The organism is Gottfriedia sp. NPDC057948 (genome assembly GCF_042887255.1).
GTDB lineage: Bacteria > Bacillota > Bacilli > Bacillales > Bacillaceae_G > Gottfriedia.
In genome coordinates this window covers 110,339-132,953 of the sequence record NZ_JBHVPN010000001.1, presented here as the reverse complement: position 1 = coordinate 132,953, position 22,615 = coordinate 110,339, and the positions used below count along the sequence as shown (strand labels likewise).

Annotated in this window: 23 protein-coding genes, 1 pseudogene and 1 other annotated feature; of the genes and pseudogenes, 11 read left to right on the top strand and 13 right to left on the bottom strand. The window is 31.7% G+C overall.

Going from position 1 to position 22,615, the window contains the following annotated elements:
- Positions 1–78: 78 nt before the first annotated feature.
- On the top strand, positions 79–453 hold the full coding sequence (locus tag ACFVRR_RS00635) for a DUF3899 domain-containing protein (RefSeq protein ID WP_387323618.1): 375 nt from the start codon (positions 79–81) through the stop codon (positions 451–453).
- Positions 454–511: 58 nt separating this feature from the next.
- Positions 512–740: a binding site (T-box leader), on the top strand.
- 60 nt (positions 741–800) lie between these two features.
- Positions 801–1,799, top strand: a complete 999-nt coding sequence (trpS, locus tag ACFVRR_RS00630) for a tryptophan--tRNA ligase (RefSeq protein ID WP_387323615.1) — start codon at positions 801–803, stop codon at positions 1,797–1,799.
- A gap of 157 nt (positions 1,800–1,956) precedes the next feature.
- Here trpS and ACFVRR_RS00625 read toward each other — a convergent pair whose 3' ends face one another.
- From ACFVRR_RS00625 to ACFVRR_RS00600, 6 genes are all read right to left on the bottom strand, one after another.
- Positions 1,957–2,709 carry a YjbA family protein gene (locus ACFVRR_RS00625; RefSeq protein ID WP_387323612.1) on the bottom strand — a complete coding sequence of 251 codons (753 nt, stop codon included), beginning with the start codon at positions 2,707–2,709 and terminating at the stop codon, positions 1,957–1,959.
- A 215-nt stretch (positions 2,710–2,924) separates the two neighbouring features.
- Complete coding sequence (locus ACFVRR_RS00620) at positions 2,925–3,704, bottom strand: DUF2268 domain-containing putative Zn-dependent protease (RefSeq protein WP_387323610.1); 780 nt, start codon at positions 3,702–3,704, stop codon at positions 2,925–2,927.
- A 142-nt stretch (positions 3,705–3,846) separates the two neighbouring features.
- Positions 3,847–5,085: a beta-ketoacyl-ACP synthase II gene (gene fabF, locus ACFVRR_RS00615; protein WP_248266712.1), complete on the bottom strand. Its 1,239-nt coding sequence runs from the start codon at positions 5,083–5,085 to the stop codon at positions 3,847–3,849.
- 26 nt (positions 5,086–5,111) lie between these two features.
- Positions 5,112–6,047, bottom strand: a complete 936-nt coding sequence (locus ACFVRR_RS00610) for a beta-ketoacyl-ACP synthase III (RefSeq protein WP_331223381.1) — start codon at positions 6,045–6,047, stop codon at positions 5,112–5,114.
- A 261-nt stretch (positions 6,048–6,308) separates the two neighbouring features.
- Positions 6,309–7,115, bottom strand: a complete 807-nt coding sequence (locus ACFVRR_RS00605; RefSeq protein ID WP_387323606.1) for a hypothetical protein — start codon at positions 7,113–7,115, stop codon at positions 6,309–6,311.
- A 47-nt stretch (positions 7,116–7,162) separates the two neighbouring features.
- Positions 7,163–7,888 (bottom strand): alpha/beta hydrolase, encoded by a 726-nt coding sequence (locus ACFVRR_RS00600; RefSeq protein WP_335480526.1) that lies wholly within the window; start codon positions 7,886–7,888, stop codon positions 7,163–7,165.
- 163 nt (positions 7,889–8,051) lie between these two features.
- Between ACFVRR_RS00600 and ACFVRR_RS00595 the strand changes: the two genes are divergently transcribed.
- Entirely contained in the window at positions 8,052–8,240 is a 189-nt protein-coding gene (locus tag ACFVRR_RS00595; RefSeq protein WP_069032973.1) for a YjzD family protein, read from the top strand.
- A 230-nt stretch (positions 8,241–8,470) separates the two neighbouring features.
- On the opposite strand, the gene ACFVRR_RS00590 is transcribed toward ACFVRR_RS00595, so the two are convergent.
- On the bottom strand, positions 8,471–8,653 hold the full coding sequence (locus tag ACFVRR_RS00590) for a YjzC family protein (RefSeq protein WP_056473610.1): 183 nt from the start codon (positions 8,651–8,653) through the stop codon (positions 8,471–8,473).
- Between the two features lie 152 nt (positions 8,654–8,805).
- On the opposite strand from ACFVRR_RS00590, the gene ACFVRR_RS00585 reads away from it, so the two are divergent.
- Together ACFVRR_RS00585 and ACFVRR_RS00580 are read left to right on the top strand one after the other, a co-directional pair.
- Positions 8,806–9,621, top strand: coding sequence for a Cof-type HAD-IIB family hydrolase (locus ACFVRR_RS00585; RefSeq protein ID WP_387323603.1), 816 nt, complete (start codon positions 8,806–8,808; stop codon positions 9,619–9,621).
- A gap of 181 nt (positions 9,622–9,802) precedes the next feature.
- Complete coding sequence (locus ACFVRR_RS00580; protein WP_172445653.1) at positions 9,803–9,946, top strand: hypothetical protein; 144 nt, start codon at positions 9,803–9,805, stop codon at positions 9,944–9,946.
- A gap of 77 nt (positions 9,947–10,023) precedes the next feature.
- Here the strand turns inward: ACFVRR_RS00580 and ACFVRR_RS00575 are convergent, their stop codons facing one another.
- A complete protein-coding gene (locus ACFVRR_RS00575) occupies positions 10,024–10,542 on the bottom strand; it encodes a BsuPI-related putative proteinase inhibitor (RefSeq protein WP_387323600.1) in 519 nt (172 codons plus the stop codon).
- Positions 10,543–10,788: 246 nt separating this feature from the next.
- On the opposite strand from ACFVRR_RS00575, the pseudogene ACFVRR_RS00570 reads away from it, so the two are divergent.
- A pseudogene (locus ACFVRR_RS00570) lies at positions 10,789–11,372 on the top strand (DUF421 domain-containing protein).
- Between the two features lie 46 nt (positions 11,373–11,418).
- On the opposite strand, the gene ACFVRR_RS00565 reads toward ACFVRR_RS00570, so the two are convergent.
- A complete protein-coding gene (locus ACFVRR_RS00565) occupies positions 11,419–12,270 on the bottom strand; it encodes a YitT family protein (protein WP_335479183.1) in 852 nt (283 codons plus the stop codon).
- A 169-nt stretch (positions 12,271–12,439) separates the two neighbouring features.
- Between ACFVRR_RS00565 and ACFVRR_RS00560 the strand changes: the two genes are divergently transcribed.
- Entirely contained in the window at positions 12,440–12,568 is a 129-nt protein-coding gene (locus ACFVRR_RS00560) for a DUF3941 domain-containing protein (protein ID WP_097973689.1), read from the top strand.
- Positions 12,569–13,161: 593 nt separating this feature from the next.
- On the opposite strand, the gene ACFVRR_RS00555 is transcribed toward ACFVRR_RS00560, so the two are convergent.
- Both ACFVRR_RS00555 and ACFVRR_RS00550 read right to left on the bottom strand, forming a co-directional pair.
- Entirely contained in the window at positions 13,162–14,013 is an 852-nt protein-coding gene (locus ACFVRR_RS00555) for a YitT family protein (RefSeq protein WP_335489124.1), read from the bottom strand.
- A 98-nt stretch (positions 14,014–14,111) separates the two neighbouring features.
- On the bottom strand, positions 14,112–14,987 hold the full coding sequence (locus ACFVRR_RS00550; protein ID WP_098233222.1) for a CvfB family protein: 876 nt from the start codon (positions 14,985–14,987) through the stop codon (positions 14,112–14,114).
- 123 nt (positions 14,988–15,110) lie between these two features.
- On the opposite strand from ACFVRR_RS00550, the gene ACFVRR_RS00545 reads away from it, so the two are divergent.
- Entirely contained in the window at positions 15,111–15,602 is a 492-nt protein-coding gene (locus ACFVRR_RS00545; RefSeq protein ID WP_387323594.1) for a YajQ family cyclic di-GMP-binding protein, read from the top strand.
- A gap of 63 nt (positions 15,603–15,665) precedes the next feature.
- Here ACFVRR_RS00545 and ACFVRR_RS00540 read toward each other — a convergent pair whose 3' ends face one another.
- Positions 15,666–16,709, bottom strand: a complete 1,044-nt coding sequence (locus ACFVRR_RS00540) for a LacI family DNA-binding transcriptional regulator (RefSeq protein ID WP_387323591.1) — start codon at positions 16,707–16,709, stop codon at positions 15,666–15,668.
- 226 nt (positions 16,710–16,935) lie between these two features.
- Positions 16,936–18,438, bottom strand: a complete 1,503-nt coding sequence (locus tag ACFVRR_RS00535) for an alpha-amylase family glycosyl hydrolase (RefSeq protein ID WP_387323588.1) — start codon at positions 18,436–18,438, stop codon at positions 16,936–16,938.
- Positions 18,439–18,654: 216 nt separating this feature from the next.
- On the opposite strand from ACFVRR_RS00535, the gene ACFVRR_RS00530 reads away from it, so the two are divergent.
- The 3 genes from ACFVRR_RS00530 (at position 18,655) to ACFVRR_RS00520 (ending at position 22,286) form a co-directional block, all read left to right on the top strand.
- Positions 18,655–20,427 carry a glycoside hydrolase family 13 protein gene (locus ACFVRR_RS00530; protein WP_387323585.1) on the top strand — a complete coding sequence of 591 codons (1,773 nt, stop codon included), beginning with the start codon at positions 18,655–18,657 and terminating at the stop codon, positions 20,425–20,427.
- Positions 20,428–20,684: 257 nt separating this feature from the next.
- The gene (locus ACFVRR_RS00525) at positions 20,685–21,911 is read left to right on the top strand and encodes an ammonium transporter (protein WP_387324884.1); all 1,227 of its coding nucleotides are present in this window, start codon (positions 20,685–20,687) and stop codon (positions 21,909–21,911) included.
- 12 nt (positions 21,912–21,923) lie between these two features.
- Positions 21,924–22,286, top strand: coding sequence for a P-II family nitrogen regulator (locus tag ACFVRR_RS00520; protein WP_387323582.1), 363 nt, complete (start codon positions 21,924–21,926; stop codon positions 22,284–22,286).
- Positions 22,287–22,615: the final 329 nt, after the last annotated feature.

The window sequence follows — 22,615 nt, the reverse complement described above, 5'->3', positions numbered from 1 at the left end:
TATTTACATTATTATTATAGTATAGCATTATTAAGTCTACAATATATAATTCTTTCCAACAGGAGGATCACAAACTAAATGTCGAAACACTATATTATTGTTGTATTATCTGCGATAGTACTAGCAGCAATCCTTTCTTTTACCCAAGGAACATTAAACTTTTTCCTTCATTTCACGAACACAATGTTCTATATTGGACTAACATTATTTGTTATTGGTGGTTTTTTATTAATCGTACAAAGTGGATTTTTTAATATCACTCGCTTTGGAATGCGTAAAGTATTCGGAACTCGAGACCAACAGATGGCAGAAATGACAGGTGATGAATCACTTACTGTTAAAAAGGATATGATTTATAGAAGATATCGATTTTCAATTACAAAACCATTACTGATGGCTTCAATAACTTTAGTTATCCTTTCTTTTTTATTCAGTTTTATCATTATTTACTAAATGATGTATCAACATCTTGAAAGTTGAATATAATTAAGATATTATCTATAGAAAGTATATATAAGCTGTGATGAAGAGTAGTACACAGATTTAGCATGTTAAGAGAGCTTGTGGATGGTGAAAACAAGTCATGCTCCCTGTCGAATGGACTTCTGAGCTTCGAACCGAACAGCTAGTATAAGTAGGCTTCGACGTAACTCAAACGATAGATGAGAGCATGATTTCATGCATGAGTGATTCCATATTTGGAATAACTAGAGTGGTACCGCGGTTTAATCGTCTCTATGTAATAGAGAGATTATGCCGCTTTTTTTATTTTATTTAGCTTTATTTAGGAGGATTTAAAGATGCAAACTATTTTTAGTGGAATTCAACCAACATCATCTGGAGGTATTACTTTAGGTAACTATTTAGGTGCGGTAAAACAATTCATTGAATTACAAAATGATTATAACTGTTATTTCTGTATTGTTGATCAACATGCAATAACAGTACCGCAAGACAGACTCGCTTTACGTAAAAACATTCAAAGTCTATCTGCAATCTATGTTGCTGCTGGATTAGACCCAGAAAAATCAACTATTTTTATCCAATCAGAAGTACCCGCACACGCTCAAGCAGGATGGATGATGCAATGTATATCATATATCGGTGAATTAGAGCGTATGACACAGTTTAAAGATAAATCATCTGGTAAAGATGGTGTATCTGCTGCTTTATTAACTTACCCACCTTTAATGGCCGCAGATATACTTTTATACGGTACTCATTTAGTTCCAGTTGGGGATGACCAAAAGCAACATTTAGAGCTTACTCGTGACTTAGCAGAGCGTTTTAATAAGAAATATAATGATATCTTTACGATCCCTGAAGTTAGAATTAGTAAAGACGCTGCTAGAATTATGAGTTTAGCTGATCCAACTAAAAAAATGAGTAAATCCGATGAAAATCAAAAAGCTACAATTTTTGTTTTAGATGACCCTAAAGTAATTGAAAAGAAAATTAAAAGTGCTGTAACTGACTCTGAAGGCATTGTTAAGTATGATAAAGAAAATAAGCCTGGTATTTCGAATTTATTAAGCATTTACTCAGCATTTACCGGTGAAACAATTCAAGAATTGGAAAATAAATACGCTGGTAAAAATTATGGAGAATTCAAACAAGATGTTGCAGATGTAGTAGTTAACGGTTTACGCCCATTACAAGAACGATATAAAGAAATTATTTCCTCGACTGAATTAGATGATATTTTAGATGCAGGAGCTGCAAAAGCAAATGCCGTTGCGAATAAAATGATTAAGAAAATGGAAAATGCTATGGGATTAGGTCGCAAGAGAAAAAAATAATCCTTACTTAGTAATTGGTGTCTTAAAAGTCAATGAACTTTTGAGACGCCTTTTTCTTTACTGTAAGGAAAAGAACGAAATATCAATAAATCATTAAAAAACCTACAAGGCTCTTATCACCTTGTAGGTCTTTTCGTTTTGAGGTAAATAACCTCTTTTAGTTTACTTTTTGTTCGTGTTCCATTTCCCATAGTTTTTCAAAGAAAGGTTGACCTTTAACGATTCTTCCACATAATTGCTCATGTCGCTCTGACCATCCACTCTTTATTTCGTCATATAATTGAGACCAAATGTCCTCAAATGACAAATCCTGAATTTGTTGATACGATCTCGGATTCCACTCAGTGTACCAATAGCGAATCTCCGATGGATTTTTTGATGAATGGAGTTGATCTAGCGCCATAAATAATAACTGCTTTAGCTGTCTTTCTTTTCTTGTTAGTCCGCTCATAATAATAGGCGACGGTGACAGTATATGATGTTCTTTTGTATCATCATTTACTAAATTTTGAAGATTATAGTGAGTTTCTTCAATCTCGGCTGTCATATCATACACCATTTGTTCTTGCCTAGGTATTAATCGGCTTTTTCGAATTGGAATATTATACCCAATTGTGTCCACCGCAATAATACCATTACCGTCAGTTACTACAAAGCAATAATCTAGCTGAATACGCTCGTGATTCTTTCTTACATAAGACTTTTGGAACACTTCAGTTAATAGACCGGAAGGAAGCTCTAATAGTTCATTTTCAATATACTGATATAACTCTGGAGTAACTTTAATGACTGGAACTTGGTCTAATAATTCAACACTATCATCTTTTCTCCATTCAAAAAAATGACAGACATTGTAACCATTTTCTTCACCTTCAAACCAATTGACCCATACATCATGTAAATACAACATTTACTACCCCTCACTTCACAACTGTATGTAACTTTCAGTATGGTCAGTGATTCACTAATTTATTCCATTTTCCACTGAATTACAAAAAGTGTTTAACAAACTGAATGAAAAATAGTCAATAATTCATTAAAATATCATAGATTAAAGCATCTCTGATACATTAATACTAAGCAATACATTATATACGCTCTGATCTGCTCTGGAATCGTTTGCATTCAAATCGAAAGATAATGTATTGCATTTTCCTTAATCCTTTTACTTGGCGTTCGTAAAAGGATATCAGTTGACCATTCTGTCTGCTCTGTACAACTTTTAACAATGTCATATCCAACACTGTAACCCAATAATTTTGGAATTCCGTTCCCACCATACAAGTATTTTGAAAATTTATCATCATTACTTGTTATCTCAAGTTTATCAATTAAATATTTTTTATAATATAATTCACATTGCTTGGAAGAATACTGATTTGTCCATGGTGCCTGAACCGCTTCTCCATACAGATCTAAAACTGCAGTTTCGGCTAAACCTTCTAAAATCATAGCATCAAGTAATGTGACCTTTTTGTTTTTATATAACTTTGTCAATCTTACAATATGATGATACTCATGTAATAATACTGCTTTATGTTGTAAAATTCCTTCTAAAGGGGACAAAAATAAACAAATACAATTTTTATGTGCGATTCCACCCCTTTGATAAGTCGTGTTTTTAAACATATTTCCGGTCCTATGACAAGGTAAAATAAATATAGGAAGGTCAGGTCCGTTAAATTCTCTTTTTAACTTCTCAAACTCTTCAGAAAGGCTTTTCCATATACTTTTTTCATTTAGTTGTTCCAGATCATCTTTACTCAAAGTTGACAGCCTCGATAAACCGTGGGAAAGAAGATATTTATATAAACTTTCCTCATTATATTTCGGAAAATATGGTAAAAGTTTTTTCATTACCATTTGTTTATCTTCAATAAAATCAACCCATTTATAAGTTGGCATTATCCCAAGTTAATCACCACCTCAATTTACTATTAAAGTATGATAATTAACTAGTGAAAGTTACTTTTTTTACACTGGGATTTTTAATAAAAAAAAGCTTAGGTAAAGACCTAAGCTTTCGTGTCCAAAATAAATTTTAAACTTATTTAGTAAATTCTTTAAATGCTAAAGTTACATTATGTCCACCAAATCCTAATGAATTAGAAATTGCTGCTTTTACATTAAATGGTCTAGCAACATTTGGTACATAATCTAAATCACATTCGCTATCAGTTTCTTGGTGATTAATCGTTGGAGCAATTACTTTATTATGGATTGTTAATGCTGTAATAATTGCTTCAATTCCACCAGCTGCTCCTAGCATATGACCAGTCATAGATTTTGTTGAACTAATTGGTACATTGTATGCATGTTCACCAAATACTTCTTTAATTGCCATCGTTTCAAATTTATCGTTTAATTCAGTACTTGTACCATGTGCATTAATGTAATGAATATCTTCAACTGATAAACCAGCATCATCAAGTGCCATTCTCATTGCACGAGCACCACCTTCTCCTCCTGGAGCGGGTGCTGTAATGTGGTGTGCATCACCCGTTGTTCCATATCCAACGATTTCAGCATAAATCTTCGCTCCACGAGCTAATGCGTGTTCTAATTCCTCAAGGAATACAATTCCAGCACCTTCACCAATGATAAAGCCATCACGAGCATTGTCAAATGGACGACAGGCTTTTTCAGGATCTGGATTTAATGATAAAGCTCTTGCAGCACAGAATCCAGCAAGACCCATATCAGTAATCGGTGCTTCGGCACCACCAGTAATCATTGCAACTGCATCGCCACGTTGAATAATTTTGAAAGCATCACCAATCGAACTTGCACCAGAAGCACAAGCTGTAACTGTACAACCATTAGGACCTTTAGCACCAGTTAAAATAGATACTTGTCCAGAAGCCATATCAGGGATTAGCATTGGAATAAAGAATGGGCTTACTCGACGTGCACCTTTTGTTTGGAAAGTATTAAACTGTTCTTCATATGTTTCCATACCACCGATACCAGAACCAATCCAAACACCTACTTTAGGAGCAATTTCTTCATCAATTGTAAAGTTTGCATCTTCTAATGCCATTTTTGAAGCTGCAATTGCATAATGAGTAAAGCGGTCCATGCGTTTTACTTCTTTTTTATCAATATATTTTTCAGGATCAAAGTCTTTTACTTCTCCTGCAACTTTAACAGGGAAATTATCAGGATTTTTTCGAGTCAGAACACCAATTCCACTCTTTCCATTCATTAAACTTTCCCATACTGTATTTATATCATTACCAATAGGTGATACTGCACCTAAACCTGTAATAACAACTCGTTTTTTCATATTTAAAAAATCCTCCTTCAATTAGATTATCTTCCGAATCGAAGTGCAATTGCACCCCAAGTTAATCCGCCGCCAAATCCAACTAATACTAATACATCGTCTTCTTTAACATTTCCTTTTTTATATTCTTCAACTAATGCAATTGGAATTGAAGATGAAGATGTATTACCATGACGATCAATAATTACACTCATTTTTTCTTTAGGAAGCTGTAATCTTTCTCTTGCAGCGTCCATTATACGAGTATTTGCTTGGTGTGGAATTAAGAAATCCACTTCTTCTTTTGTTAATCCTGCTAATTTTAAAACAGTTTCACAAGAATCTCCCATTTGACGAACTGCAAATTTAAACACTTCTCGACCATTCATTACTAAGTGATCTCCACCTTTATAAAGATGTTTACCACCTGTACCGTCCGCTCCTAATTCATAAGAAAGAATTCCTCTTCCTTCACTTACAGGACCGATAACTGCAGCACCTGCACCGTCACCAAATAAAACTGCTGTATTTCGATCTTCCCAGTTAACAATTTTAGTTAACTTTTCAGCACCAATTACTAGAACTCTACTGTATGTACCAGTTTTTACAAACTGAGCTGCAGTAACAACTCCGTAAATAAATCCAGCACAAGCAGCACTAATATCCATTGCAGCTGCATTTTTAGCTCCAAGTCTTTCTTGAATTACACAAGCAACTGATGGGAACGACTTATCTGGAGTAACAGTTCCAACTAGAATTAAGTCAAGTTCTTCTGCTTTTACATCTGCATCTTTTAAAGCTTCTACTGCCGCTTCATATGCTAAATCAGATGTGTCTTGTTCGTCACTAGCAATTCTTCTTTCTTTAATGCCAGTACGACTAACAATCCACTCATCTGAAGTATCCATCATTTGTTCTAAATCATAATTAGTTAACTTTTTTTCGGGTACGTATGAGCCAATACCTAAAATTCCAGCATTCATTAATATCCCCGCCTTACTTTATTATTTTTATGTCTTCTTATTATTACCTGGTACTAATTTTATGAAATAATATGTACTTTGTCTACATTTTTATCTTTTTAAATCAAGGCTATGTAAAAAAGATGAATCATTTCTTAAAAAGAATACCATTCAATTGGACGAACCTCAAAGCCAAAGCGAATTTTTAAACGAATAGTATTCTACTACAAAAAAGGAAATAGTTCAAAATGAACCATTTCCCTATTTGAGTAATGTATTTCATTAGTAAAGATGAAAATGCTGTTGAATTTGCTGTTTTTGCTTTTGTATACCTTCCTCAAATGAAGTTGTATTAATAATAACAAAAGGAGTTGCATCAATATAATTTCTCATTTGAGCCAACTTTATTCCTTCAATCATATTTTGTAATCCGCTGAAATTCCCGTCCTCTGGTAAGTGCATACATTGTTTAGCTGTAATGATATATTTATGTTCTTTTAATTCCTTCTCAGAAATTATTCGAATTGCTTTACCAACATCTTCTACAAATAGAATTTCATTAGAACCATATACATTTTTTATGGAAACATTCCTCTTTCCTAGTTCTTGAACAATCAATTCATGTACTAAGCCTGCTGACGGCTCCCAAGGTCCATATAAAGATGGAATTTCAATATAAGTAATATTGCAGTCTATATTTTTACTCAATTCATTAACAGTTCTTTCTAAATCAGCTAATTCTTTTTTGGTAGATAATAAAAAGATAATATCCTTACTTTTGCCAATGATTTTGTTAAATAGTTTTTCTGTAAACTCTATACTTTTAATTGAGCCTTTTAACTTTAGTTCATCATAAAAATGACATATAAAAATAGTATCATATTGCTCATTCTCTAATAAAAATTGCTCTTCATCTAAAAAGATGACCCTTGCATTCCTTCCGATTGAAAAGATTTTTTCTTCACTTATTAAATCACTTTCATTTCCTTTTTCCATCACAACTGCTGAAACATCATTATATTCCATTAGTTGGCAAACTAACTCATATCCTATAAATCCACTGGATCCAATTACAGCACACTTTTTCATTATTAACCTCCTTCTTTTAGGAAATTTATTCAAAAAAAATATAGAGACTATAAAACATCCTGATATTTTTTTAAAAACCTTATTAAGTTTTTTCCACAGTCAAATTTTTTTTCTTCTAATGAAATCAAAATCGAAATCGGTAAATTATTTTTATGTCGCTCTTCTTCTAAAAGTCTAATATCACTTTTCCATTTATAATGATTTCTTGTTGTAGTGTATATTTTAATTGGTGAGATTGTTTCATAAAAAAAACATTCTCTATCTATAACCATATATATATCCGACGCTTTATATGCTTTTAAAATTTCATGAACTGTTCTTTTATAGAACAATTTATTTTCTCTTTCTAAATCTAATTCATTTTTTAAATTTAACGAAGGATTTAATAATGAAACACTTCTGACTTTACCCTTTAAGAGGCCAAGTAATTTACAAACGACTAATGCACCAGTACCTTCTCCAATTATATGAATTGATGGGTTTAAAATTTCTTTTCTCATAACTGAATGATATAAGCTTTCTGCTAAATCGACAGCGTCATCAGAACCCCAATTTTTTCCATATAAATTTGAAGTGAATACTGTGTACCCATCATCTGTTAAAGTTGATAATAACTTTCTTTTATCAAAATGCTGCAATAAGCAACTATGTGCATTATCTACGTAATGAGTATTCCCACCGATATAGAGTACTCCGAAACCATTCGGTCTAATAGGTAGATGAATAACTGCATATTGATCCTCTTGTTTAAAAAATCTCTCAGTTACAGGCATTCCTATCACCTTATTATTAATGTAGTATTTTTGGGGAATTATAAAATTGGTATAAAAAATTCTTAAGTTACTTTTTTTAATTAAAACTTTTTAATTATAACTTCAATTATCAAATTTCTAGGTATATAATATGATAAGAACTAACTAGATAGGAGTGATTAGAGTGCGTTTTATTATGACATTGTTCTGGAGCTTTGTTTTATGCCAAATGGGAGCTTACGTTTTAAGTTCAATGACTGGCGGAGAGTATAACTTCACAACTGCTTCAGTTATGGCTGTAGTATTATCTTTAGCTATTTCAGTTCTTAGCGAAGCAATAATTCCTAACGAACCTGTTGCAAAACACCACTAAAATCTATATATAACATATGTTGTAGCACCCAAAAACGTTCAACTTGGTATATACATATGTCATCAATTATAGATTTAGATAATTTATAAAATACTAAAATTTTGATAAATACATTCAATATTTTGTATATTGTAAACGCATAAAAGAGCGCCCTCGATCAATTAATCGAAAGCGCTTTTTTTATACCTCTTTTAAGTTTCTACTGATGGGTACTCTTCAATGATCCACAATTATTTAAATTTGGATTTATATGTCCATTTTCTATTATGGTTTTGTGTATCTGGAAAAACTTCTCCAGCCTGAAGCTTAATTTGTTTTGGGCGAGTTACATTGCTTCCTGTTTCACCGATTTCCACGTATACCCCATTATTTGGTGCTTTGTCGCCTGGTCGAAATTGATGTGCTTGACCCATAATGTATTCCTCCTTCTTTTTAGGTTCTTATTGTTCCTCTAAAAAGAAAGTTTTTACTTTTAAAAAGATGGTATCATTAGTAATTATTGGCTTTTTATCCAATAATATTTTTTCTTAAAAAGATTAACATTAAAAAATAAAAGGTGATGAATATGAAAACAAAACACTTAATTGCACTAGATTTAGATGGCACCTTATTAACGGATGAAAAAACAATATCCGAACGTACTTTAAAAGTGATCCAACAGTTAAAGAATCAGGGTCACGAAGTATGCATTTCAACTGGTAGACCTTTTAGAGCTAGTAAAATGTATTATGACCAATTAAAACTAACAACTCCAATTGTAAACTTTAATGGTGCTTATGTTCATCACCCTCTAGATGATTCATGGGGTGTTTATCACGAATCATTACCTTTAGAAGTTGCAAAAGAGGTAATTAGTTCTTGTAGAGAGTATGAATTAAAAAATATGTATGCTGAAGTAATGGACGATGTATACGCAGATAAACACGAAGAAGAGATTCTCCCACTTTTCCACTATTTAAAAGAAGATATAATCCACGGAGATTTAGTTATAAATCTTACACACGCGCCAACATGTCTTTTAATCGATAGTGAAGAGTCTCATGTTGCAAGCATTCGTGAGCACCTATCAAATGTCCATGCTGAAGTAATCGATCACCGACGTTGGGCAGCACCTCATCATATAATCGAAATTGTTAAAGCAGGCATGAATAAGGCAATAGGTCTACAAAAAGTAGCTTCTTTCTATAATATTCCTCGAAAAAACATTATAGCTTTTGGGGATGAGGACAATGATTTGGAAATGATTGAATATGCAGGTCATGGTGTTGCTATGGATAACGCAATTCATCAATTAAAGAATATTGCAAACCACACGACATTATCTAATCAAGATGATGGAATCGCAATTTTCCTAGAAGATTTTTTCAACTTAAAAATATAATTCTTCTTTGTCATTAATTTCAAAGATAACTAATAATAACCACTTATAACAATTTGCTAAATGAGCATTCTATTAAGGACTTCACCAAAGGGATTATCCACTTTTTGATATCGATCAATTACTATTGGAAATTCTTACGAAGTCAAAAACAAAAAGCTTTCCTATTTAGGAGGGAATCATAATGGGCAAAAGTAATAAGTCTAAGCGCTTTATTCAACAAAGTTCTGATTCTGTTACAAAGTACTCTGAAAAATTCCCTTATCACTTTACATTAGCCGAAGCAGAAGAGCGAAAAGCTAATAATAGTCAAAGCTTTAATGCTTAATTTAAAGCATTAAAAACAAAAAACAACCATTGGAATACTCCTTTGGTTGTTTTTTTATTTTTTCGTTAGTTCTTAATTTACTGAAGAAGTTTCTTGTAAGAAATTGTTTGTGTAGCTGGTTTAATTTCTCCATTAAGATTCTTCTCATTAACCTTTGTTGCAACGATATTTGCTGTTATTTCATAATCCCCATATGGAAGGTTTTTATTTACAAAATTAACTTGCTCTTCCCAAACTTGTGTTTTTCCGCTAGGAACCGCTACATTTGTAATGACTTGTGCATATACCATTTCTCGAGATGATTGATAAACTATTTGTCCACTTTCATCTTTAATTGTAAAATCAACTTTTTGAGATGAAGGGAATGTAAAGTTTGCAGAGATTTTATTATCATTACGTAATGAATACTTCATCTTTACAAGCCCATTAGCTTCTGTAATTTCAAGTGTTGGTGAAAGCTTTTCAACGTCAATCTCATTACTTTGACCTACAGTTTGTTTTGTACTTGGTGTTGGTTTTATTTCCTTGTCACTCTTTGCACCACAACCAGAAAGAAGTAGTGAACAAGCTATTAAGAGAATCGATCCCTTTTTCAAAATAATCTCCACCTTTTTAGTATCCTTATCCTAAATTATACCAAAAAGCTGAGAAATTACTTTAAAATTTCAGTGAAATATTGTGATTAGTAGCATTGATCATTTAGAAACAAATGCATAAATCTAAAAATTAAAAGAAAATTAATTAAGTATTTATCTAATCATTGAAATTGTCTATAAAAAATAATTATGCTTTATCAAAGACATATGTACTCCTTACCCATATTTGACAGGGGAATTAACATGATGCATACTATTTTTCATTCATTCATACTAATTTTAGCTGGCATTTTACTATTAAGAATAGCTGGAAGAAAATCAATTTCACAAATGACGTTGCCCCAAACAATTGTTATGATTTTCGATCGGTACAATTATCGTTACTCCAATTATTGAAAAAGGCTTAACTAAAACAATTGTTGCTGCCACAGTTTTTGTATTAACTCTACCTGTATTAGAATATTTGCAGGTGAAATCGAATACTCTTGAAAAATTTTTTACAGGAAAATCAAAAATTGTAGTAGAAAACGGGAAGTTGAATGTTAAAAATTTTAAAAAACTACGTTTAACGGTTAATCAATTAGAAATGCGTATTCGAAATTAATAAATTTGATGATATTAAGTTTGCTACAATAGAACCAAATGGCTTATTAGGATTCGAATTAGCTGAGGATGCAAAACCATTAACAATTAGAGAGTTTAAAACACTTATGGAGTCGTACGGTTTTCATCTTAATAATAATAATTTAAGTGAGAGTACTCAAAGTTCTGCTTCAATTTTTAATGAAATAAATGGAAAACAAAAACCTGAAAAACCTAAATTGAAATAAACAAAAAAGACTAGCAAATTTAAACTTTTTGCTAGTCTTTATCTATTTAAATCTTTCTAAATTCACCTAAAACATCAACGGTTTGTACCACATTCGTAAAAGCTTTTGGATCTACTCTTTTTATAATTCTTTCCAAATCATATAATTCATAACGAGATAAAACAATCATTAAAATATCTTTATCTTGTTTAGTAAATGCTCCAGTTGCATTCATTTGTGTAATTCCTCGGACAAGTTTCGCATGAATTTCTTTTCTAAGCTCTTCACCTTTTGTGGTGACAATCATTGCCGTTAGCTTAACATGACTTGTATGAACACTATCGATCACACGAGTAGTAACATATAAATTGATTAAAGTATAAAGAGCTTTTTCCATTCCATATAGCTGGCCAGCTGTAATGATAATAATTGCATTAAACAAAAAGAAATAGGTTCCAACCGGTTTCCCTTTTGATTTTGAAAGAACTAAGGCGATAATATCTAACCCACCTGTAGATCCACCAAATTTTAATGTCATTCCAATTCCGATCGCAGCAATTAAACCACCAAAAACTGCATTAAGAAGAATATCATCAGAAAAAATCGGTTTAACAGGTAAGATTTCCAAAAATAATGTCATGATCCCTACACTAAAGAAACTAAAAAACGTAAAGGAACGTCCAACTTTTTTCCATGCTAAGACGATAACAGGAATATTTAATAACGCTAAAAGAATCCCCGTCGTTGCAGTAAACGGAGTGTAGTCAGTAATAATATTTGAAAGCAACTGCGCTAGACCTGCAAAACCACTTGAATAAACATTAGCAGGGATTAAAAAACAATTCATTGCAAACGCATTTAAGAAACCACCAATTATTACTACAACCAGCTTAAATAAAAGCTCTTTATTTCTTTCCACCAACTCTGCTTCCTCCTCAAAAAAATAAAACTTCTCTCTATATTAAAAAATTGCCTCTGTAAAAACATCTTACTTGTTAAACAAAAGCCAATGTAAAACGAACACTCATACATAATTAAAGTGATAAAGGCAAACCTAACATTATCATTTTTTATAAAGGAGCTTAAATATGCCTACAAGTGATAATGACAAAAAAGCAAAAGATAATAACGCTATAAGAGAAAAGAAAAATGCACAAGAAAGCAAAAATGCACAAGCTGGTAAGAAATCTTTTTCTAAAAGTGTCGATCATCTTTAATATTTAACACGTTTTAACGATTCAAAAAACATGTAGAATTTCATCCATTAGTTTAAGTATATTTAAATCTTTCTGAAAGACAATAAGAACTTTCTAAACTTGAAAAAGCCTTATTATTAAGAATATTTAACCGATGTAAATATTTTAAAAGAACCTCTAAAAACACTATTATATAAGTGTTTTTAGAGGTTTTAACAATTTTAAAACTTTTCCAAACAAAAGCCAACTACCCTCACAAATTGGGTGAAGTTTTTGGGGAATATTTTTTTGCATAATGATTGAAATTATACAAAATCTAAACAAAAAAAAAGGATCATTCCAGCATTACTGGAAAGATTTTTATATTAGTTATAATATTGTATTTAAATTACTAGCGTTTTTAAAAATAATGATAAATAAAATTAATAATTAAATGTTAATGCTCCTATTCAAACAATTATTTTTATTGAATAGGAGCATTAACTAAATTTATTAAAATATCAAATCCCAAGTCTACTCACCAACAACACATCAAAAACGATTCCGCATTTCTTTTTGTAACGCTTTAACTGCAGCTAATATTTAATCTCCAAAGCTCTTATCATCATTAATACCTAAAACTTCCTGAATTCTCCAAACACATCAATTGTTTGAACAATATTTGTAAACGCCTTTTCATCAACTGATTTAATGACTTTTGATAGATGATATAACTCATACCGTGATAGTACCATCATTAAAATTTGTTTATCTTGATTCGTAAAGGCACCTTTTGCATTGATCGCAGTAATTCCTCGCACTAGCTTCGAATGGATTTCTTTACGCAACTCATCACCTTTTGTTGTTACAATAAAGGCAGTTACTTTAATATGACTAGTATGAATTGCATCAATTAATCTAGACGTTACGTATAAGTTAATTAATGTATAAAGTGCTTTCTCCATTCCATAAATATAGCCCGCTGTTAAAATAATTAACGCATTAAACAGGAAAAAGTATGTACCAACTGGTTTTCCTTTCGAACGAGATAATACTAGTGCTACTATATCTAATCCACCTGTTGAAGCACCAAACTTTAATGTATATCCAATCCCAACTGCAACAATTAATCCACCGAATACAGCGTTTAGTAAAATATCTTTTGAGAATAGAGGCGTTACTGGGATCACTTCTAAAAATAACGTCGTGATTCCAACGCTTAATATCGTAAAATACGTAAAAGATCGACCTATTTTTTTCCATGCTAAAATGATGACAGGGATATTTAATATCGCAAGTAAAATACCAGTAGAAGCCGAAAAAGGTGTAAAATCATTTAATAAATTTGTAAGTAACTGAGCTAAACCAGAAAAACCACTTGAATAAACACTGACGGGAATTAAAAAACAATTCATCGCAAATGCATTCATAAATGCACCAAATATTACTACAAGAACTTTTATTAACAATTCTTTTTTGTCACTCACCTACAAGCCTCCTAAACATTCATATGTTTAGTATGCCTGTAAATTGTAAAAAAATAGCAAAAAACCACTTCACCAAGTGAAATGGTTTCAAAACCTAATTATTGCTCTTTCTTCTCAAACAGTTCTTTAGCGTAAGTCCAACCGTCTTCTTGATAGATTTTATTTTCCTTTAATAATCTACCCATCGCTCGTTTAAATGAAGCTTTACTAATTTTAAATCTTACTTTAATATCCTCGGCGTCACTCTTATCCCAGTAAGGCATTGCCCCACCACGACTCATCATATATTCATAAATGTCATTTGCTTCTTGATCTAATCCTTCATGCACCCTCGGTAAAAGTGATACGTTAATACTTCCATCATCTTTAACATCAATAATGCGTCCACTTACTCTTTCACCAATGCGCGGTTCAGTTCTTCTCTGAGATTCATGGATAAAACCTATGAAGCGTTCATCGGTTAAAATATAAGAACCCACTCTTAAAGTACGATAAATGATTCCTGTAACATTTTTATTAAGCATACTAGGTTCAGCCGGTACAGAGAACTCTTTCATGACTGGCTCAGTAGCAATTTTAATTAATAGTCTGCCTTTGTTTGTTTGCTTTAACGTACAAAAAATTTCATCGCCTGCTTCAGGCCAAACTTCTTGAAGAGGTGGAAGATCACCTTTTTCTAAAAGAATATCTTTAGAAATGCCGATGTTTACAAAAACACCCACTCCATCAAGTTTATCGACTACTTTTGCAAATCCATATCCTTCTGTTGTAATGAACGGCATTTCCATCGTTGCAGAAAGTCTACCTTTAGAATCATGATATAAAAATACAGTTACTTCTTGATCTATTTCAACTTCACCAGATGCCTCATTTTTATGTAAAAATACTTCTTCTTGATCTTGGACAAGCATATACCCAATATCTGTTTCTCGACTGCAAACTAAAGTTACAATCTCTCCTGCTTGTAAACTCATTCTTTGTTACATCCTCTCTAAACTTCCAAACTAAAAATTATTATATCATGCATAATGAAAGTTTGTTACTTCGACTATCATACACTATAATACAAGTATTAACGAATTGGAGGGATTCTATCTATGTCTAAAGAAAGTTCATTTGATATTGTTTCAAAAGTAGACTTACCAGAAGTCTCGAATGCGATTCAACTTGCTACAAAAGAAATCGCAACTCGCTATGACTTTAAAGGAAGCAAAAGCTCAATCACATTAGAAAAAGAAGAACTAGTTTTAGTTTCTGATGACGATTATAAGTTAGAGCAATTAAAAGACGTATTAATTAATAAATTAATTAAACGCAATGTTCCAATTAAAAATCTAGACTACAGTAAAGTTGAAGGTGCTTCGGGTGGTACTGTAAGACAAAGAGCTAAATTAGTTCAAGGTATAGATAAAGATAATGCAAAAAAGATCAATACAATCATTAAAAATAGTGGATTAAAAGTAAAATCACAAATTCAAGATGATCAAATCCGTGTGACTGCAAAAAGTAGAGATGATTTACAAGCAATTATCGCTGCTGTAAAAGGTGCAGATTTATCTGTTGATATTCAATTTTTAAATTACCGATAAGTATATACATATTTAAAAGAGGATGAAACGAATCATCCTCTTTTTTAACTTTTATAAATTAAATTAGCTACTAACTAAGGTTAATCTTTCATTCTTTACACATGTGCCACGGACTACTATTTTATATGGAACGATAATACTTTTTTCAGTACCATCTGGTTCTTCAATTTTTGAAATAATATTTTTTGCTGCTTCATTGCCTAATTGATAAATATTAATATCTACTGATGTTAATGGTGGATTTGCTAATTCTGCAAAAATTGCATTATTAAAGCTAATAATTGAAAGATTATTTGGGACTGAAATGTTATGTTCGCTTAATACACTTATAATTCCTAATGCTAATACATCATCAGTTACAACAATCGCAGTCGGAAGCTCCTTTAGTTCAAGCAATTGATTTACTGCTTTTCTTCCACCGTCTCTCGTAAATGATGTAAAGATAATTTCTTCTTTATTTACTGAAAGTCCGTTTAATTGCATTGTATCTTGGAATCCGCGTAAACGGTTTTGAGTTACAAGAAGACTACTATCTCCTCCAACAAACGCAATTTGTCGATGTCCATGATCAATTAAATAATTCGTTACATCTCTAGCAGCAGCATAATTATCGTTATCAATATATGTTATATCATCAATTGAATGATAAGGCTTCCCTACTAATACAAAAGGAAAGTTATTTTCGTTCAAATAATCAATAATCTTATCATTTTCCTTAGAGTAAAGGAGAATAATTCCATCTACTCTTCTACCTCTAATTGTTTTAATCACAGTTTGTTCAACCTCTTCTTCGTTGTTTCCTGTAATAAAATAAAGAGAGTAATCTTTTTGATTCGAATACGCTGTAACACCTCTAATTACTTCTGCAAAAAAAGGATTATGAAATGATGTATCTAATGCTGGTGGCAAAACTAATCCAATTGATTTCGTTGATCGATTAGCCAATGACCTTGCATTTAAATTTGGATGATAATTTAGTTCATCCATTACTTTTCTAACTTTTCTTTTTGTTTTTTCACTAATTCTTGGGTTGTTTGAGATAACTCGAGACACCGTTGAAGGCGCTACATTCGCTTTCTTCGCAACATCCTTAATTGTAATAGTCATTTTAATTCCCCTTATTTACGAATGAATGTAAACGTTATCATTTCTTCTTTAGATGTAGACTCTATTTAAAAGATTATTGATTCTTGATACAATCCACATCTTCCTTCACAAGTCGATGTCCCGTTTTTATAATGGAATCTAGTGGATTAAATCTTTATAAAATTTGCTTAGAATACTAAATAAGACAGTAATCTTCTCAAGTATTCTAAGCTCAGCTAACTAGTATTTATTTCTCTTCATTATTACGTCTTCTTGCAAACCATAAAAAGATGATAAACGCCACAAAAATAGATGGAATTGCAATAATCACTCCAATGTTTAAACTAGTTTTAGGTGCAACTGCATAAACATTTGAAGATTCTCTTTTAAGGACTATATCAAATCCTTTTTTATTTGGACGAACCAAATCATCACTTAACATCCCTCTTAATTCATTAGACTTTTTAACAACATCAAAATCTACATGAACCTTTTGATCAAGGGAAGTATTATTTATTGCAACGATCGTAGTTTCATCATTATAATGTCTCTTAATTAAAGTCATACCTTTAGAATCATCATAAAGTACATCAAAATCACCATCAGAAAGTGATGGTAAAGTTCTTCTTAATTCAGTCAGCTTTTTAATATATTTTGAAAAATCTTCATCAGTACGGAAATCCATTCCTTTTCGATTATCAGGGATGCTTCCACCATTTAGTGCAATTTCTGTCCCATAATACGTCAACGGAATCCCCGGTGTTGTAAATAAATATGCAAGGGCTAACTTTAATCTTGAAGGTGGATACTGCCCTTTTGAAAGAGCTATTGAAACAAAACGCTTAGTCATTTCATCATCTAAATAGTTAATCATTAATGTCGAACCTAACTGCTTACTTAAATCTGCTTGTTGCTTCATTATGTCAGTTAATGATTGATTTTGTGAAGAAAACGTATTTGCTAAATCAGGAACTGAATCAACATTATAAATTCCATTAAAATCTAAATTTTTATATTTATTTAGATCTATATCACTTGAAGCATTTAAATCAGCAAATAAAATGAAATTTGGATTTTTCTTTTTTATTTCTTTGTTAAATGATTCCCAAAATGAAACAGGTACATTATTTACTTCTTGTAAATTATATCCGTCAAAATTAGCTTGATCCATCCAATACTTAGCTGTTTCAATTAAGTAATTAGCTACTTCATTATTTTCTTGATTAAAATCAAGTAACCCATTTATCCATTTCTTTTCTGAACTTGTACTATTTTCAGGATTAAACCAATCCGTTTTTTTAGCAAGTTCATTATTTGGCGAAGCATTATTTGTAACAAAATCAATATAAACTTTTATATTACGTTTATGCGCTTCTTTAACTAACTTCTTAAGTTCTTTATTTGTTCCGAACCTTGGATCAATTTTTCTAAAATTAACGACTGAGAATCCATCATAAGAATTTGCGTCATTTTCAAAAATAGGTGAAATAGAAATAGCATTATATCCAAAATCCTTAAGATAATCTAATTTTTGGGTAATACCATCTAAATCCCCACCCTGAGATTTATTTAAATCTTTCGGGTCTGTATTTTTATCATTCATAGGATTACCATCAAAAAAACGATCAATTAAAATTCGATAAATCATTTCTTTTCTTAGATCAGTTGTATTTTTTTCTGCAAAACCAATACTTGGTAACGTACTAAAAAATAGTACAGACACTAGTATTAAAAAACCAAATCGCCTCATTTTTTCTCCCCCTGCAAGACACTCGCATGTACAAAAATTTCACTCTCTACATTATTTTGCAAAATATTACAATGAATTTCAAATGTTAAATTAAATTTCATAAAAATGGAAGCGATTGCACACACTATTTAATTATACTGTTACAAAATTAGATAGCAAGTTAATTCCTTAAAGACATTCATAATAAAATTATACTAAAAAATAAAGGGTGGGATCATGCAAATTGAATCAATATATCATCAGCCATATGATCAATATGCTTTTTCAATAGATGATAAAACCTATCGTTTAAGAATACGAACAAAAAAAGGTGATTGTACAGAAATTATTTTTTATTTCGGAGATCCATTTAAATTTAATGAATCAGGTTGGCAAATTGAATCATCACTCTCCATGTATCTTGCATTTTCCACTGAACTATTTGACTACTGGGAAGTAAATGTAATCCCTCCAAATAAACGAATGAAATATCAATTTCTTTTAAAAAATGAACAAGATTCTCTATTTTATGGTGAGGGCGGATTTTCAAACAATTTTAACCCTAACGATCATTCAAACTGTTTTACATTGCCGTTTCTTCATAAAAATAATTTAATATCACCTCCGAGTTGGATTCATGATACGATTTGGTATCAAATTTTCCCCGATCGATTTGCTAGTGGAAATAACAAAAATAATCCTATCAATTCGACTCCCTGGGGCCCTACTCTACCAACTAGTTCAAGCTATTTTGGTGGTGATTTAGAAGGTGTTATTCAAAAAATAGATTATCTTAAAAATTTAGGAATATCCGGAATTTATTTAACTCCTATTTTTGAAGCAAATTCAAATCATAAATATAATACAATCAATTATTTTAGAATAGATCCTACTTTTGGAGATGAAAAAGTATTAAAAACATTAATCGAAAAATGTCATGAAAATAATATTCGAGTAATGCTTGATGCAGTATTTAACCACACAAGTGCATCCTTTCCTCCCTTTCAGGATGCTTTGCAAAACGGAAGGGAATCCGCCTTTTATGAGTGGTTTCACTTTTTTAAAGATGAACAAAACAATGCAGCGTATGAAACTTTTTCTTTTGTAAAGGAAATGCCAAAACTAAATACTGAAAATAAAGAAGTACAAAATTTTTTATTAGAAGTAGGTTCTTATTGGATCAAAGAATTTAATATAGATGGTTGGCGTTTAGATGTAGCAAACGAAATCGATCATTATTTTTGGAAACTATTTAATAAAAAAATGAAGGAATTAAAAAAGGATTTATTTATTGTAGGTGAGATTTGGCACCATGCAATTCCATGGTTAAGAGGTGACGAATTCGATTCTGTTATGAATTATCCTCTAATGAAATCGCTTTTTGCTTATTTCGGGTATCAATCAATTTCAAAGATACAATTTCAATATTCGATTAACGATTTAATAGCCCAATATCCATTACCTGTAATCAAAGCGCTCTTCAATGTATTAGGTTCACATGATACACCAAGAATACTGACACAATGTAATCAAAATGAAAAACGAGTGATACTATTATACGTCTTTTTATTTACTTTCTTTGGAACTCCATGTATCTATTACGGAGATGAAATTGGTCTACAAGGTGGAAATGACCCCGAATGCCGAAGCTGTATGCTTTGGGACAAATCAAAATATAATTTAAGTATCTTTGATTCAATAAAAAAATTGATTTCAATAAGAAAAAAATACTCAGTTTTAGAAAATGACGGTGAGTTTAATTGGGTACAAGCGGAACAGCCCGACATTGTTATGTATGAAAGAAAGAATAATCATTTTCATTTTTTTATCATCATTAATAACTCAAGCGAAAAACAGTCAGTTAAAGTACCAATAAATTTAGGTAAGAAAAGAATTACAAATGTATGGAATGGCGAACAGTTTGCAACTGAATCTGATTCAATTGGTGTTGATCTACTAGGGACCGACTTTTTAATCTTGCAAGTAGAAGATACAAATTTATTTAATTAAGGCTGTTGTCCTGACATCACACTTTCAAATACAGACTCATTTACGTGGGTCTGTATTTTTATTCACTCATTTACGTTATGTTAGATTTTCTAACAAATTAGTTATATGTTAGCGTTTTCATAATAATTTTATATATTTTTTTGGCGATTTCGTGAAATTTATATTGAATTTTGCATATATTCTGAATATGATAACTTATATAACATTTAATGTTATAAAAACTAACATTAAAGAAATGGGGAATGAAGATGAACGGTATTCAAGCTGCGGATAGTGTATTTCTTTTTATTTCAACTGTTTTAGTCATGATTATGACACCTGGTTTGGCACTTTTTTACGGCGGTATGGTTAAAAGCAAAAACGTATTAAGTACTACAATGCATAGCTATTCTGCTATGGCAATCGTATCAATCCAGTGGGTGTTAATTGGTTACTCTTTAGCATTCGGTCCTGATTTTCATCATTTGATTGGTAACTTTTCTTGGGCAGCATTAAAGGATGTTGGTTTTACTCCAAATGATAACTACAGCGCAACAGTTCCTCATAATCTTTTCATGATGTTCCAGCTAATGTTTGCAATTTTAACTCCTGCACTTATTTCAGGTGCCTTCGCTGAGCGCATGAAATTTTCAGCATTTCTATTATTTACTCTTTTATGGACAACATTTGTTTACGATCCATTAGCTCACTGGGTTTGGGGCGTGGATGGTTGGCTTCGTAATCTAGGTGCTTTAGACTTCGCTGGTGGAACAGTTGTCCATATTTCCTCCGGTGTTTCAGGTTTGGTTCTGGCTCTACTTCTTGGCAAAAGACGAGATTTCGGATCTACATCACCTCATCATTTACCACTAACTGTATTAGGCGCTGGACTATTATGGTTTGGGTGGTTCGGATTTAATGTTGGTAGTGCTTTAACATTAAATGATGTGGCTTTAACTGCATTCATAAATACAAACACTGCAGCAGCTGCAGCTTCAGTTGCTTGGGTTCTAGTGGAATGGTACGTAAATAAAAAACCTACTATCTTAGGTGGCGTTAGCGGTGCCGTAGCTGGATTAGTTGCAATTACACCTGCTTGTGGATTCGTCACACCTCTCTCATCAATCGTGATTGGATTTTTAGGTGGAATCATATGCTTTTTAGCAGTAACATACTTAAAATACAAATTTGGATATGACGATGCTTTAGACGCATTCGGTTGTCATGGAATCGGTGGAACATGGGGAGCTATTGCAACAGGATTATTCGCCACAAAATCAGTAAATAGTGCAGGTGCAAACGGACTTTTTTACGGTGACATATCACTTCTTTGGAAACAACTACTCGCCATCTGTGCAACCTATCTTTTCGCAGGAATTATTACCTTTTTAATTGTGAAAATTATAGGCTTTTTCATCCGTATTCGAGTTGATCAAGAGGAAGAAAACCTCGGCCTTGACTTAAGCATACACGGAGAAAAAGCATATCACGACGCAAGTATTTAAGGAGGGAAAAAAATGACTGCAAAATTAACGAAAATTGAAATCATTACACGACCAGATAAATTTGATGTTTTAAAAAATGCACTTTCAAAGGTAGGAATCACAGGAATGACCGTAACGAACGTTTTAGGATGCGGAATGCAATCAGGCTATACGGAAGTGTATCGAGGAAAAAAACGAACAATCAATTTACATGAAAAAATAAAAGTTGAAATAGTGGTATGTGACGTACCTGTTCAAGCTGTAATCGATGAAGCAAAAAGAGTGTTAAAAACAGGAAAACCTGGGGATGGAAAAATATTTGTATACCCTATTGAAAACGCGATAAAAATTCGTACTGGCGAAGAAGGAAGAGACGCATTACAAAATGATTATTAGATTTTAAAACCTAGTCGTTCTATAAGGCTAGGTTTTTTATTTGTTAGTTCACAATTTTCATTTGAGTAACAGCAAATCCAAGGATTTTGTAGATGTGAATGGTGACCAAAATTTTTATTGAATATAAGTTTTTTTGTAAAAAGAGCGTTGATTTTTAATATAGCCGCTTGCTTCCAATCTGTTTCTTGCTATATCCATTAAAATCTTATAAAAGACTAAAGGAAATGAATGTTTATTTGCAGTTACGGGCATTTATTGCATCTCTCCTCTTTTATTTGCACTTTCAAGCTTTTTATTTGCAGTTCCACTCTGCTATTTAAACAGACAAA

What these genes read in the sequence shown, in the direction of transcription:
- ACFVRR_RS00635 (WP_387323618.1), top strand. Translation starts at nt 79, where the DNA reads ATGTCGAAACACTATATTATTGTTGTATTATCTGCGATAGTACTAGCA.
- trpS (WP_387323615.1), top strand. Translation starts at nt 801, where the DNA reads ATGCAAACTATTTTTAGTGGAATTCAACCAACATCATCTGGAGGTATT.
- ACFVRR_RS00625 (WP_387323612.1), bottom strand. Translation starts at nt 2,709, where the DNA reads ATGTTGTATTTACATGATGTATGGGTCAATTGGTTTGAAGGTGAAGAA.
- ACFVRR_RS00620 (WP_387323610.1), bottom strand. Translation starts at nt 3,704, where the DNA reads ATGCCAACTTATAAATGGGTTGATTTTATTGAAGATAAACAAATGGTA.
- fabF (WP_248266712.1), bottom strand. Translation starts at nt 5,085, where the DNA reads ATGAAAAAACGAGTTGTTATTACAGGTTTAGGTGCAGTATCACCTATT.
- ACFVRR_RS00610 (WP_331223381.1), bottom strand. Translation starts at nt 6,047, where the DNA reads ATGAATGCTGGAATTTTAGGTATTGGCTCATACGTACCCGAAAAAAAG.
- ACFVRR_RS00605 (WP_387323606.1), bottom strand. Translation starts at nt 7,115, where the DNA reads ATGAAAAAGTGTGCTGTAATTGGATCCAGTGGATTTATAGGATATGAG.
- ACFVRR_RS00600 (WP_335480526.1), bottom strand. Translation starts at nt 7,888, where the DNA reads ATGCCTGTAACTGAGAGATTTTTTAAACAAGAGGATCAATATGCAGTT.
- ACFVRR_RS00590 (WP_056473610.1), bottom strand. Translation starts at nt 8,653, where the DNA reads ATGGGTCAAGCACATCAATTTCGACCAGGCGACAAAGCACCAAATAAT.
- ACFVRR_RS00585 (WP_387323603.1), top strand. Translation starts at nt 8,806, where the DNA reads ATGAAAACAAAACACTTAATTGCACTAGATTTAGATGGCACCTTATTA.
- ACFVRR_RS00580 (WP_172445653.1), top strand. Translation starts at nt 9,803, where the DNA reads ATGGGCAAAAGTAATAAGTCTAAGCGCTTTATTCAACAAAGTTCTGAT.
- ACFVRR_RS00560 (WP_097973689.1), top strand. Translation starts at nt 12,440, where the DNA reads ATGCCTACAAGTGATAATGACAAAAAAGCAAAAGATAATAACGCTATA.
- ACFVRR_RS00550 (WP_098233222.1), bottom strand. Translation starts at nt 14,987, where the DNA reads ATGAGTTTACAAGCAGGAGAGATTGTAACTTTAGTTTGCAGTCGAGAA.
- ACFVRR_RS00545 (WP_387323594.1), top strand. Translation starts at nt 15,111, where the DNA reads ATGTCTAAAGAAAGTTCATTTGATATTGTTTCAAAAGTAGACTTACCA.
- ACFVRR_RS00540 (WP_387323591.1), bottom strand. Translation starts at nt 16,709, where the DNA reads ATGACTATTACAATTAAGGATGTTGCGAAGAAAGCGAATGTAGCGCCT.
- ACFVRR_RS00535 (WP_387323588.1), bottom strand. Translation starts at nt 18,438, where the DNA reads ATGAGGCGATTTGGTTTTTTAATACTAGTGTCTGTACTATTTTTTAGT.
- ACFVRR_RS00530 (WP_387323585.1), top strand. Translation starts at nt 18,655, where the DNA reads ATGCAAATTGAATCAATATATCATCAGCCATATGATCAATATGCTTTT.
- ACFVRR_RS00520 (WP_387323582.1), top strand. Translation starts at nt 21,924, where the DNA reads ATGACTGCAAAATTAACGAAAATTGAAATCATTACACGACCAGATAAA.